Below are 12,939 nucleotides of genomic sequence, written 5' to 3'. Positions count from 1 at the left end.
CCATTCATTTCAACTGTTTCCATTGAAGGCGTAGCTTCTTTGAGCCATTTACGGGCAATTTTTTCCGATCCACGAGCAAGCGGCTTACCTCATAATCCTTATTGATCTTCACAATCAAAAGCTTGTTGAAATGGCCAGCTAGATTAATCTCAACAGTGTCCTGCTTTTTGAACGGGGTGATTGTTTTTACTTCAACAAAATCATTTCTTAAACGCGCATCTGAGCTTTGGGCGTAGTTTCGGTGAAGTTTTAATCCAAGTCTAATTGCGCCATATAATTCACCTATATCTCCAAACACATGGAGATGTTTGCCCGTGAGATGATGGTATTCCTCGGTGATAGATACCAATGACTGAAAAATTGGAACCAGTGCAAGATCTGAATCTGGATATTTGACATACCATTCCTTGTGTTGGATCTGGTTGTTGATATCCTCCCAACTAATCCATTCCCCGTCATCCCATATCGCATCCTCAGTTCCCGGCGTGTATCTTTCGCTTTATTAGCAATAACTAACAATTTTAATATTAAGTGATTACCTATTCGCTTCAGGAAGCGATCCAGTTTCAGAAAATCTCACGTTATTTTGCTTTGGCAATATTTGGTTAGCGGGGAGGGTGGAAACAGGTAAGCGTTCAATAGTGACACGGTTTTATGTGTTGACGGTGTATTGAGGCGTCCAGTTCCAGGGCAGGAGGTCATCGATCTGGTTTGAGGGGTATCCGTTGGTCATGCGGGTGAGGATATCTTTCAGGTAAGCATAGGGCTCGATGTTGTTGAGTTTGGCTGTTTCGATGAGTGAGCAGAGCATGGCCCAGCGCTGTCCGCCGCCGTCACTACCGGCGAACATGTGGTTCTTGCGGCCGAGAGCTACAGGGCGGATGGCGCGCTCCACGGGGTTGGTGTCCAGTTCAATGCAGCCATCGTCAAGGAACCGGCACAGTGCGTCCCAGCGCGTGAGGGTATAGCGAATGGCCTCGGCCAGGGTGCTTCTGGCAGCGACGCGATGCAGCGTTGCCTCCAGCCAGGGCTTCATGGCCGTGATCATCGGTGCGGCATGCTTTTGTCTTTCCCGCCATCGTTCATCCGGCGGCTTGTTGCGAATGTGCTTTTCGATGGCATAGAGGGCTGCGACCTGTTTCAGAACCTCGGCGGCAATGGGGGATTCAGTGGCCTGATGGACCTCATGGAACTTGCGCCTTGTATGGGCCTAGCAGGCCGCCAGATGAATGGTGCCTTTGGCGGTTAATTGCTCAAAGCCTGCATACCCATCGACATGAAGAACGCCCTTGAAGGATGTCAGATGGCTGGCTGGCCGCTCCGCCTTGCGATCAGGCGCGTAACAATAGATGGCGGCGGGTGGATCAGTGCCGGCCCAGGGTCGCGGGTCCCGGACGTAAACCCATAATCGCCCGGTTTTAGTGCGCCCGCGCCCCGGGTCAAGAACCGGGATCGGTGTGTCATCCGCAAACAGATGGGATGAGGCCAGAAGATGATGATGCAGCCGGTCGTACAAGGGCTCGAACCACCAGCAGGCGCCGCCTGCCCAGTTGGCGAGGGTGGAGCGATTTAGATCAATGCCATGGCGGGCAAAGATCTGGGACTGGCGATAGAGAGGTGTATGATCGCAATATTTGCTGACCAGGACCTGGGCCATGAGGGCCGGTGTGGCCAGACCCTTTGCAAAATGGGGCGTTCCGGAGAGGGGGACTGGTGGATACGACCACAACTCCGACACCCATACTTCGGGCGGCGGATCCGCATCACCCGGAACTGGGCCGGCACCCAGTCGAGCATCTCGCTGACCGTCTCGCCCGCGGGATGAAGCGTCCCGCCACAACCGGGACAAGCGGTATGTTCAGGATCCAGGACAACCTCCGTGCGCGGCAGATGATCGGGCAATCCCTTCGGTGATGGATCCTGACTCCTCCCGGGGGCTGGCAGAACCGGTATCTGGCGGGCAACTTCGGTGCGGGCGATATCCTGTTCCAGGTCTTCCAAAGCCAGATCCAGCTGGTCTGGATCGAGCCGTTCCGAACGGCGACCGTATTGTGCCCGTTGCAGCTGTTTGATGATCTGGCGGAGGCGGTTAATCTCCTCATCCCGGTGGGTCATCACACTCGCCATGTCGAGGACAAGACGTTGCAGAAGGGCCGTCTCAGAGGGTAGGTTGTTCAGATCGATTTGCATGTCTGATTATACATCAGAACACCCTGTAAATGAACGATAAAACAATCTGTCAGACCTTATTATCCAGCCTTTTCCGGCCGCCATACACGCTCCGGCGCGCGCCAGTCGATCCCCTCGACCAGCATCGACAGTTGGGCAGAACTCAACACTATCTTGCCGCCGGGGTCATCGATTTGTGGCCATATGAACCCACCCTGGTCGAGGCGCTTTGTGAACAGGCACAGGCCATTGCCATCCCAGTAGATAATCTTGATCAGATTGGCCTTGCGGCCGCGAAAGGCAAACAGATGTCCCGAGAACGGATCCTCGGCCAGCACGCCCTGGACCAGCATGGCGAGACCGTCGAGGCCTTTTCTCATGTCGGTAACACCTACAGCAATATGAACCCGGACGCCTGAAGGGAGCATCATCATGACACGGCTCCTTCCAGAAGGGTCACGAGACTGCGCACGGTCTCCGGATCCACGTCAGCGGCAAAGCGGACCCGGCGCCCGCCGACAAGCTCCACCTCGATCCCCGGAGCGGACCGTTCGACGATGACCGGTGCTGGCGTTGGTTCGGGGGAGAGAAAGGGGAATGTGGCCGACGCATCACTGACCGTGACGGGCAGGAAGGTCGTTTCCGGCTGTTGCGATGAAGACGAGTCCTGTTTCCATTTGAACAGCAGGCGGGGTGCAATCCCATACCGTCGGGCAATCCCAGATACCGAGTTTCCCGGCCGGCAGGTCTCCTCTATGATACGCTTCTTGTCCGCCTCGTTGAAATTTCGGCGTGGTTCCGGAACCGTTGTTCGGCCGGAGGGGATGTAGCCTGGCGAGACCGGACCAGTTTCCCTGTTAATCATATGCTCAGTCATATGATTAAGGCCCCCGCCGCGCCGCCAGAGCAACTTGCCCTTGGGCACCGACCCGTCATCGCCAAGCGTCGCCCGCCAGTTCCCGAACCGCTTCAACGGCAGGCCGTGACGCTCGCAATATTCCCGCTGGTTCAGCATGCCCCGTTGCCAGGCCTCAAGGTGAGAGCGCCAGAACGCCTCGAGTTCCGCCGACTTTTGTGAACTAACCCTTGCCATGTCATCTCCTCCTTCACGATAAAAACCGTCAGGAGAAAAGCGCATTTAGCCACCAACAAACAAGTGTGTCACAAATGGACGCTTACAAATTACCCTGTCTGCAACAATTACTTCCCTGATCTGAAAACAATTTTCCCTGTTATTGATGTTTAGAAATGTAAGAAAAAATGCTTTTAAAATATATGGTTGCCAGAAATGTAAGGTAAAAATTGGGCTAGATTACTCAATAATCCCTGTATTTTCCCTGTTTAACAGGGAAAATGGCGGAGATGGGTTCGCATGAGACTGCTTCCTCCGCCATTTATAATATAAAAATGCAATGAAAACAATATTTTGACAAATAGTATTGATGCATAGTCCCCCAATCCGTCCCCCAAAATAGTAGAGAAATAATAGATTAGCATCGCATGCCACTGTTAGTGTTTTTCAGAAATTTGCCAACCATTATGAAAATCAATAATAATATGTTCCACTAATATAGACTGGTGGAAAGCATTTGGACAGAAACTCATTAGAGTATCCAAGAAAGACTAAGCTGGAACAAACGGAAGTCATTTGCCCAGAAGGATTGTGGGTACCGCAAGCTGGCATTCGGTTGCTTCAGAAGGAGAACCCGGAAGGATGGGGGAAGCTCTATGAAACAGATGCTGCCCGCTGTCTGATAAATTTTCTTCTAGTAACTCCAGAAATGGAGGCATTCTCAATAGATAGTTATTTCGGCAAAAAGAAACCCATTAGTCGAGATTATTTGAGAAGCAGCGATGCAGTTCCAGATTTTGTGAGGGGATTTAAATCAGCTGATGACTATAACAGACGAACAGCCGGTAAGTATTTTTTTCTGAATAAGTTACAATTTGAAGATTTTCTTGTAGATAAGCCATTTGCTAAGCAAGCCGAAATTCCGACATCAGTAAACTTTGATCTGTCTTATACTCCACCTTACATTGAGTTTATGCTCACTGCAGCAAAAGAATTGAATTTGTCTGCCGAAATACGCATTAACAAGAGAGAGGTTACACGTTGGCTAGAAGAAAACTGGCCAATAGAACTGGGGAGAAAATCCGATAGAATGATCCAGTACATGGCGACTTTTCTGCGCCGTCCAGAGGATCTTAAGGGTGGCAATACTCCCTGGAATTAGCCAAAATGGTTTGAAGAGTGTCACCCATTAACACGTTGAAATAGCTCACCGAAATATAAGGGTGTCACCCTTGATTTCGACGTTAACGAAACCCTTCCAACGTTCATCACCTCAAAAAAACATGATTGGATTGCTTCAGTTTTTATTAAGCGAGAGTAGTTCAATATGTACAATTCCATTTTACCCGAGGTCGGCTTTGTGCGCCTTCCCGATGTTCTGAAAGTTTACCCCGTTAGCCGGTCCCATTGGTGGGCAGGCGTGAAAGAGGGGCGATACCCGAAGCCGGTGAAGCTTGGTCCGAAGATCACCGCCTGGCGCGTTGATGATATCCGCGATTTGATCGCCTCTAGTGACGGGTAACGCATCATGCGGAAGCAAATCTATAACCTGAGCCGGATTAGGAAAAACTACACCTACGCGGTTTATGAAATCGCGAAGCTATATGACATTTCCCCTGATACCGTTTTTCGGTGGATCAGCCGGGAAGGATTGAAGCGTATTCCCGGAACCAAAAAGTACTTTGTCCATAGCAGCGATTTACGGCGCTTCCTCGAGCAGAAGAACGCTCGTAACAAACAGCCGTGCGCGCAAGGCGAAATATATTGCTGCAAATGCCGGAAGCCGAGGAATCCGAAGAGTGACTCCCTGAAGGCCCGTCGGATGCCAAATAGCTCCATCAAAATTTTTGGTCGCTGTGACATCTGCAATACGGACTTACACACCTATGTGAGCGGCAAGAAATGGTCAGAATCGCATCCATTCCACCCTGACAGGAACGCACCCATCGAACCACCTAGTGGAGAGCAGGGGACGCCCCGTAAATGTCAAACATGGAAGGAGGCCGGATGATGGCTGAATATAACCCTAATAACGAGATCGCGAAGAAGCAATATGAAGAGGCTTTGCTGCATGGCAAATACCGCGATCCGAAGACGGTGAAAGCTGTCTGGAACAGCATCAACAGCTTTGAAGCCTTTACTGGTCACATCGACTTTAAAGACGTTTCGACGGAACATGTGAAGGCGTTTAAGGAGTCACTGGAGCATGAGAAAAATAGCGCTGGGGAACTGTTGAGCCTATCGACGATCCGGTCCACACTCGGGAACCTGAGAGAACTTTTTGAATGGCTTGCAACGCATCCCAAATTTATCAAGAAAGTTGACGGGAGGATTACCCAGTATTTCCGCTTATCGAATAATGCCAACCGGGCAGCGCGGGCCTCAAAAGAGAAAACACCACCTACGCTGGAGGAACTTGAAACAACGCTTAAAGCTATGCCAAGCAAAACCGACATCGAGAAACGGGACCGGGCCATGTTTGCCTTTGTGATCCTCACCTGCATTCGGGATGATGCGTTGGTCTCTCTCAAGCGGAAGGATGTTGATGCGGACAGGCGAATTATCTGGCAGGACCCGAGGCATGTCAGGACAAAACGCCGCAAGGGCATTCTGACGAAGTTTCTCGGGAAACCGCTCCCGCTGGCGGAAGAGATTGTCATGGACTGGCTGAAACATCTGGATGAGGTCTTTGATATAAAACCTAATGACCCTCTGTTTCCAAAGACACTGACGCGAAACAATCCCGAAACCATGGCATTCGAGGTGCAAGGCTTGTCGCGGGAGCATTATGCAAATTCAGGGCAGGTGCGCGATATATTCAGGGCCGCGTTCAAGGCCGTTGGATTGGGTTACTACAATCCGCATCTGTTCCGGAATACCATTGTCAAATGGGCTCTCAAAAACATGTCGCAGTTCGAGTTCATGGCATTGAGTCAGAATATAGGCCATGAGCATGTCATGACGACCTATAACCCATATGGCAAGTTGTCTGCGGATGAGCAGATAGAAGCGATTGAAAAGATAGGCGCAAAAATGCCTGAGCTTCAAGATGTCTCCATAGATGAATTGGTAGCTGAAATTGTTAGACGGGGGAAAAAGTGAATTGTCTGAAGACTATTACACATTGATATCGTTTTTATATCGAAAATAACGTCACGATAAATGTTGACGGGGATCATTGCACTTTCCAATTCATCGCAGCGGCTTATTTTTCTGCAGCTAAGTGTTTTAATCTCAACAATATGTCATCTTTTTTTAACCGCTCAATTTGTTTTCTTTTTTCATTGCTTCGCTCATTTTTCGTTCCTCCCTTTAAGTTAGCAAGCGACTCTGCGACATCCGGCGCTAATTTATCATATTGCTCCTTCGGCAATTTTTCGTATCGCCTTAGGTCAGCTATCTTCCAAATCATTGCTTGGAGCAAATAAGGGCTATCTTTTAATTCTGTCAATACTGTTTTGAGGGCTGACTGCGAAGCAGAGAGTCGAAGATCACTAATAAGTCCCGCACGAAAAAATTCGTATATCAAGGGATTTTCCTGTTCGCTTAAAGTGGGTTCTGTCAACTGCTTTTCTAGTTTCTCTGTCCCTAAGTTCGCCAATATTAGACTAGATACACCTTTTGGCATATTGAGAGCAATTATTCGAGACAGTTCGTCTTCAGAAATCCCGTGCGGAGCGGTAACTTCATACAGAACACCATTAATTCGGACCCGGCGTTCCCTCGCTATTGATGACGCAACTTGAAGAGATGTATGTAAAAAGTAGCTCCACCCTCGCCAAATTTTATTCAAATGTCGTCGTTTCTCGCCATCATCAATGAGCTCCATGTTTTTAAGAATTCCGGAATACAACATGAGGGCAACAATGAATTTTTGACCCGGCTTAACAATTTCTGGCCGAAACACCTCCTGCCTGTTCTCAACATCACGCGGGATGTTTGCCTCCAACTCTTCGTCACGCTCTAATTCAGTTAATGGTTCGCTCAATAGTTGATCCGACAATCGTTGAACAGACGAACTACCTTTTTCCTTATTTGGCAACTTCAATTTAGTGATAGCGTGAAGATCAACCTTTCCAATATCTATTTCCAATTTTTCCAAGATTAAATCAAACCGCTCTTCAATATCGTTGATTAGTGCTAGATCTTTCCTCAATTTTCCAGCGTAATATTGTATCTCGTTGGTAAAACTCAAATAACGTTCATCATCAATCACCCATTCTCTGAAATCCGGATCTGTCAACATTTGTAACGAAATAAAATATTCCAACACAGCTCGATAACGAAAACACAACCTATTATCAGGCTTGGGAATTAATATCCTTGCTGCGAAAAACTCTTCTATCAACTTCGTAAGATCGGCTTTGAGACCTAATCGTTTAATATAAGCGCCAATTACTTCGCGTAAGGCTTCTGCTTCGACAATGTAGAGATTTTCCTTTGCCATCCAAGCAGCCACGTGTGCTAAAAGATCCGTCTTATTTCTATAATCGAAAGTTTCGCGTTGGCTTTGCTCGATAGAGCCTTTCTTAAGAGAAATATCAACGAACTGTTCAATCAACACAGATCGATTGATTGCCCGAAATCCGCGGAATTCTTCAAATATTACCATAAGGATGCTGCCGTTGGCGGCAGTAAATGGTAAATTGATCTGTTCAATTTCAAATTGAATTCTATCAAGAACGGAATCAATATCGCCACCTCCATTATACTTTGTAACAAGCTGCCGCATTTGATTGCGCTTTAAAGGGCATATCTCAACAAAATCAAAATGAACTGGCATTTCAGGCACTGCATGCGCGCCCACGGGAGTCGAAGAGTTTTTCAAAGATGAGAATATATAGCGAACCTTTGGGTATTTTGATACGAACTCCCGTAGTATTCTCATACGCTTAGTGTCTGAAAAATTCACATCATCGAAAATGAAACATGCATGACCTAATTTAATAAGAGATTCGACATCAAATTCTTTCGTTGATGTTGGGAATCGACCTTTGCTTATCTGTAGTATTTTGTGATAATTATTTTTGATTTCTTCAAAATCAATAAAAATGGGAAACCTAGGAAATCTAATCTTCATGGCGTCACAAAGCATACGTTCCCGAAGCTCTAGCAAAATGGTAGTTCGCCCATGTTCCGCAAGAGAAAAGATAACAACATTATTGTCTCCATTTACTAAACTCTCAAACTCAACTTCCTTTTCTTCAGGTGCAGAATCTTGATCTTTAGTGTCAGCTTGCAATGACATGCTTACAAAGGGTGGCGTAACAAACATTTCATGAATATTTCGCGCGCCAGCATCGGTTAATCCTGGTTCTTCCTTTAGGGCACAATAACAATCGTCGACGAGAAATTTACGAAACGTCTGTTCATCGACTGGCGAGACTATGCTGCGCCAAAACTCACGTGCTGCTTGAGAAGAGTAAAATAGGCCATTTTCGACTATATCAACGGCATTATCGAAGGCTGAACGATCATTAAAAAACGTGCGCAAATGCGCCATAGATGATTTCGTTGATGAGTCAACACAGATCAATGAATAACCAATATAAGATCCTTTTCGAGCCGTGAACACGGCACCGGCCTGATTAGAAAAAAGTTCTCCTTCAAAGCTAACTAGATTTTGTGATAATGGATCATGCATGTGGCCAAATAAATGCATGTCACTATGTTCTTGTATTGCTTTTCGTAGAAATCGCTCACCATTTTCGCTGAGCATTTTCAAGGGATGATGTGTAGCAAAAATCTTATATGAATCTTTAGTTAAAAAGGAAAGCGCATCGCGGACTGCATATTCAGGAACAATTAGTTTTCCTTGATCTTCGCCTAGTGACATTAAACCAGCTGATGAAAGAATGGCCGTATTGAAGACTACAATATCTACATTAATTGCCGGAATATTGTAAACTGTAACAAAGGTATTTCTATATGTCTTCGTGTTATCACTTAGATATTGTTCTAGCTCGTTAAACTGAGCGAACTTACTGTTTGCAATTTCCTCAAATTTATTATTTTCATAGAGATCATTTAATTGATCCATATCATTGGCAAGATTACGCCAAGTTTTGTGTTCATCTGTTTCGGCGCTCACCACTTTTCGGGCGGCATCATGATTTCCGGGTACAATGTAAATGCGTTCTTCAGCACACCCAGTTGCTTTTGCTACTTTGTCTATAAATAGGTCAAATGCGTCTTCGTGACTATCTTCGCCTGCAGCATTAACCAAATCTCCAGTAAATACTACTATATCAGGGCGTTTATGGCCAACGCACAACCTTTCCAAGTCTGCCGTCATAGCTTCGATAACAATTCCTTGCTCACGATATTTTCGTTTTGAATAATGTAAGTCGCTGACGTGAAGTATTGAAATTGTTGAACTATCTGGCATGGGTTATTAGATCTCCAAAATCGAGATTGCTGAGTTTATCAAACATTTAGTCTAAAACTTACTAATAGTAGCTTTATTTATCCTGATAATTCAGCTTACAAGGGTCAATGGTTGCACGCAATACCTCAAACATTTGAATTTTTTAGCTAAGAAATACAATTTTTGAAAAAATATGATGACCCTGTAAATGTATGAATTTGATGTGTTGTCATTTCTGTTGGTCTTCGCCAAATCAATTTCAGCAATTTTGCAAAATTTCAAAAGAGAGTGGTTTAAGGGCTCATCGAAGTTTGTTAAAGGTGGAAGAAGATGATAGTGCGTAAAAAGGATTAGATTTGATAAATTGAACGGAGAAGACTGCTAAAGATATAGGCCATGCGACCCTCAAACATTATGACACCACTTAATTTATTTTTTGTAGTTTAGAATCAAAATCTCCGCGTCAGCCAGTGAGTTGTCTATATAGTTACACCAAGCCTGCATCATTTTCCTGCGCTTTTCAAACAGGTCTCCTCGCCTATATGCTGCTTCAACCTTGTTTTCGATGACATGCGCAAGAGCCATTTCCGCGACGTCGCGGGGGAAGCTTGAAACCTCGCCGGACCAGTCCCGGAAGCTTGAGCGGAAGCCATGCGGCACGGCATCGCCGCGCGATCCGTTCACCCCGTACCCCATGCCACGCATAAGCTGAAGCAGCGCCATATTGGAGAGCGGTTTGCCATAACGCGCGCCGGAAAATAGATATGGGTTTCCGTCAAGTCGGGGAAGCGCATTTAAATCTGTTAGCATGACTTCGGTAAGAGGCACTCTGTGCTCCCGCCTGGTTTTCATCCGCTCAGGCGGTATCTTCCATACGGCATTCTCCAGATCAATCTCTGACCATTGTGCTTTTAACACTTCACTGGTGCGCGTAGCAGTCAGGATAAGGAAGCGAAGCGCCGAAGCTGAAACGCTCCCATTTTTTTTAAGTTCCTCCATAAAGGCCGGAACTTCTGTATAAGACATCGCCGGATGGTGTTTAACGGTTCTTAGCTTTGAAGGCTTTGGTAGCAACATATCCAAGTGACCTCTCCAGCGGGCCGGGTTAACTCTGTTCCGGTATTTATGGGCTGCGGCAAAATCGAGAATATTTTCGATGCGCCCCTGAACCCGTTTGGCGGTCTCTGTCTTTGTAGCCCATATTGGTTTGAGAATTTCCAGTATATCCTTGGTCTCGATAGAATCCACCAATTTTGAGCCGATCACAGGCCTTGCATAGGTCTTAAGAGTGCTAACCCATTGGCGGGCATGTTTGGCATTTTTCCATCCCCGTCGATGGGAGCGAATAAAACGGGCTGCACAAATCGTAAAGGTTGGTATGGCTTCTAGTTCAATGCGACGGGCTTCTATGGGATCAATATTCTCAGAGGCCTGCTGACGGTACTCAGAGGCCTTTGCGCGGGCATCTGCAAGACCAACGTCAGGATAGCTCCCTAGGCCCATCTCTCGGCGTTTGCCGTTGAGAGTGAAGCGTAACACCCATTTCTTGGATCCAGAGTTCGAAACCACAAGGCGCAATCCTCCACCATCCTCATATTTACCTGACCCCGCTGTTGCGACTTTGCGCGGGGTGAGCCTGTGTATTGCCATGTTATATCCTTCCAAAGATGCCAAGAAGGGATTTTGGTCCCCCAATTAGTCCCCCAATTATTCTGGATTATAGAATATGCCTTTGGACTTCTTAGGTCAAATACTGTTGAAAAATATGGATTATTTAGTCTATATGGGATGGGTAAGAATGATATATTGGCGGACCCTCACTCCGCCACTATCCCGGTTTTCGACATTCCCTGAAGTTCCCAGAAGTTCTGTATCTCCTTTGTTATTAAAGAAATTTTATAACAATCCTGTTTTCTCATGTTGGCTTTGTCAGAAGAAAATTTCTTGATGGTCATTTGCTCGTCGACTAGCCTCCGAGCACGACAAAAAAGAACCTCTTTCGCTATTTCAAAACCTCACCTGAGATCATCCGCCTTACGGTGATGATGTATGTTCGGTTTCCCCTTTCTCTTCGCAATGTTGAAGGCCTTCTTCATGAACGGGTATCGATATCTGTCATGAAACAGTTCGCTATTGGTGGAACAAGTTTGGCTTAATGTTCGCTAGTGAGATCCGGAAGAAACGACTTCACCCTTCCCGGCATCATTCAAACTGGAAATGGCATCTCGATGAGGTCTTTATGAAGATAAATGGAGAGACACATTAACCTTTGGCGGGCTGTTGATCACGAAGGAGAGATTCTGGAATCTTTTGTTTCCAAACGTCGCGACCGCAAGGCTGCTCTGGTATTTCTCAAGAAACTTATGAAACGGTATGGACGCCCGCATAAAATAGTAACGGACAGATTACGGTCCTATCGCGCCGCCACGAAGACGATCGGAAATGCCGAGGCTCAAGAGGTTGGACGTCGAAAGAACAATCGCAGTGAAAACCCTATCTCCCATTCCGACGAAGAGAGCAGGCGATGTTGAAATTCAGGCGGTTGCGAAGTCTGCAAAAATTTGTTTCCATTCACGCATCCGTCCACAATCACTTCAACCATGAGCGCCACGTAAACAACAGAGAAACATTCAAGCTTCAAAGAGCCACCGCACTGGCTGAGTGGCACCACCTGCGCGAGGCGAAAAGAGAGAATTGTCCTTGATTTATAGATACCGACGTAATTCGTGAAGCAGGTAAATCACGAGCGGGACATTCCTGGCATTCCGCCTGGCAGGCGACCTTACAAAAAGAATCTCTACACTCAGGACATCGTAAATGTTTCATGGTTGATTTTGATTGTTGAAGCTTTAATGCGTCTGAGGGGTAGTGATGATTCTATGGATGCGACACCAGGAATTTTTGTGAGCGTCGTTGCAAGAATTGTCTCATAGTCGGCCAAGCTAGGCGCGACTACGCGCAACAGATAATCTCTGTTTCCTGTCATTAACCAGCAATCGACAACTTCCGTACAACTTTGTATCGCTTCTTCAAAGGCAGTGAGTGCTTCATCTATTTGCCGCTCCAGTTTAACGGATACAAAAACTGAAATCGGTAGTCCAACTAAATTCTCGTCAACAATTGTTGTGTAGCGCTTAATTATTCCGCGGTCTTCGAGTTGACGTAACCTGCGAGAACAGGGAGATGAGCTGAGCCCAACCCGAGAGCCGAGTTCATAGATCGTCAGACGACTATCTTCCTGTAATTCATTCAGAATAGCACAATCAATTTTATCGATCTTTGATAAATTAGCAGATTTTCGCATATATGTTACCTTTATTAAAATAATATA

At 46.4% G+C, this 12,939-nt stretch carries 10 protein-coding genes and 1 pseudogene; 4 read left to right on the top strand and 7 right to left on the bottom strand.

Features of this window, described 5'->3' with window-relative positions:
• Positions 1-4 precede the first annotated feature (4 nt).
• The 4 genes and pseudogenes from AAC599_RS15145 to AAC599_RS15130 form a co-directional block, all read right to left on the bottom strand.
• Positions 5-298, bottom strand: coding sequence for a hypothetical protein (locus tag AAC599_RS15145; RefSeq protein ID WP_340151240.1), 294 nt, complete (start codon positions 296-298; stop codon positions 5-7).
• A gap of 354 nt (positions 299-652) precedes the next feature.
• A pseudogene (locus AAC599_RS15140) lies at positions 653-2,190 on the bottom strand (IS66 family transposase).
• Positions 2,191-2,249: 59 nt separating this feature from the next.
• On the bottom strand, positions 2,250-2,603 hold the full coding sequence (gene tnpB, locus AAC599_RS15135; RefSeq protein WP_340151239.1) for an IS66 family insertion sequence element accessory protein TnpB: 354 nt from the start codon (positions 2,601-2,603) through the stop codon (positions 2,250-2,252).
• Positions 2,600-3,262: a transposase gene (locus AAC599_RS15130; RefSeq protein WP_340151238.1), complete on the bottom strand. Its 663-nt coding sequence runs from the start codon at positions 3,260-3,262 to the stop codon at positions 2,600-2,602. Before AAC599_RS15130 ends, tnpB begins: the two co-directional genes overlap by 4 nt.
• Positions 3,263-3,758: 496 nt before the next feature.
• Here AAC599_RS15130 and AAC599_RS15125 point away from each other — a divergent pair, with 496 nt between their 5' ends.
• The 3 genes from AAC599_RS15125 to AAC599_RS15115 all read left to right on the top strand — a co-directional run bounded on the left by AAC599_RS15125 (position 3,759) and on the right by AAC599_RS15115 (position 6,343).
• The gene (locus AAC599_RS15125) at positions 3,759-4,403 is read left to right on the top strand and encodes a hypothetical protein (protein WP_340151237.1); all 645 of its coding nucleotides are present in this window, start codon (positions 3,759-3,761) and stop codon (positions 4,401-4,403) included.
• 165 nt (positions 4,404-4,568) lie between these two features.
• Complete coding sequence (locus AAC599_RS15120) at positions 4,569-4,763, top strand: AlpA family phage regulatory protein (RefSeq protein ID WP_340151236.1); 195 nt, start codon at positions 4,569-4,571, stop codon at positions 4,761-4,763.
• A gap of 461 nt (positions 4,764-5,224) precedes the next feature.
• Complete coding sequence (locus tag AAC599_RS15115; RefSeq protein WP_340151235.1) at positions 5,225-6,343, top strand: tyrosine-type recombinase/integrase; 1,119 nt, start codon at positions 5,225-5,227, stop codon at positions 6,341-6,343.
• 103 nt (positions 6,344-6,446) lie between these two features.
• On the opposite strand, the gene AAC599_RS15110 is transcribed toward AAC599_RS15115, so the two are convergent.
• Both AAC599_RS15110 and AAC599_RS15105 read right to left on the bottom strand, forming a co-directional pair.
• Positions 6,447-9,629, bottom strand: a complete 3,183-nt coding sequence (locus AAC599_RS15110) for a metallophosphoesterase (RefSeq protein ID WP_340151234.1) — start codon at positions 9,627-9,629, stop codon at positions 6,447-6,449.
• A gap of 408 nt (positions 9,630-10,037) precedes the next feature.
• Complete coding sequence (locus AAC599_RS15105) at positions 10,038-11,258, bottom strand: integrase arm-type DNA-binding domain-containing protein (RefSeq protein WP_340151233.1); 1,221 nt, start codon at positions 11,256-11,258, stop codon at positions 10,038-10,040.
• Positions 11,259-11,857: 599 nt separating this feature from the next.
• On the opposite strand from AAC599_RS15105, the gene AAC599_RS15100 reads away from it, so the two are divergent.
• Positions 11,858-12,139, top strand: a complete 282-nt coding sequence (locus AAC599_RS15100; RefSeq protein ID WP_340151232.1) for a DDE-type integrase/transposase/recombinase — start codon at positions 11,858-11,860, stop codon at positions 12,137-12,139.
• A gap of 272 nt (positions 12,140-12,411) precedes the next feature.
• Here AAC599_RS15100 and AAC599_RS15095 read toward each other — a convergent pair whose 3' ends face one another.
• Entirely contained in the window at positions 12,412-12,912 is a 501-nt protein-coding gene (locus AAC599_RS15095) for an Lrp/AsnC family transcriptional regulator (protein ID WP_340151231.1), read from the bottom strand.
• Positions 12,913-12,939 lie beyond the last annotated feature (27 nt).

This window comes from uncultured Sneathiella sp. (assembly GCF_963976355.1).
Lineage (GTDB): Bacteria > Pseudomonadota > Alphaproteobacteria > Sneathiellales > Sneathiellaceae > Sneathiella.
Note: the sequence above shows the minus strand (reverse complement) of the source record. Positions and strands in the feature narration are given on the sequence as shown.

What these genes read in the sequence shown, in the direction of transcription:
- tnpB (WP_340151239.1), bottom strand. Translation starts at nt 2,603, where the DNA reads ATGATGATGCTCCCTTCAGGCGTCCGGGTTCATATTGCTGTAGGTGTT.
- AAC599_RS15130 (WP_340151238.1), bottom strand. Translation starts at nt 3,262, where the DNA reads ATGGCAAGGGTTAGTTCACAAAAGTCGGCGGAACTCGAGGCGTTCTGG.
- AAC599_RS15120 (WP_340151236.1), top strand. Translation starts at nt 4,569, where the DNA reads ATGTACAATTCCATTTTACCCGAGGTCGGCTTTGTGCGCCTTCCCGAT.
- AAC599_RS15115 (WP_340151235.1), top strand. Translation starts at nt 5,225, where the DNA reads ATGTCAAACATGGAAGGAGGCCGGATGATGGCTGAATATAACCCTAAT.
- AAC599_RS15110 (WP_340151234.1), bottom strand. Translation starts at nt 9,629, where the DNA reads ATGCCAGATAGTTCAACAATTTCAATACTTCACGTCAGCGACTTACAT.
- AAC599_RS15105 (WP_340151233.1), bottom strand. Translation starts at nt 11,258, where the DNA reads ATGGCAATACACAGGCTCACCCCGCGCAAAGTCGCAACAGCGGGGTCA.
- AAC599_RS15100 (WP_340151232.1), top strand. Translation starts at nt 11,858, where the DNA reads ATGGAGAGACACATTAACCTTTGGCGGGCTGTTGATCACGAAGGAGAG.
- AAC599_RS15095 (WP_340151231.1), bottom strand. Translation starts at nt 12,912, where the DNA reads ATGCGAAAATCTGCTAATTTATCAAAGATCGATAAAATTGATTGTGCT.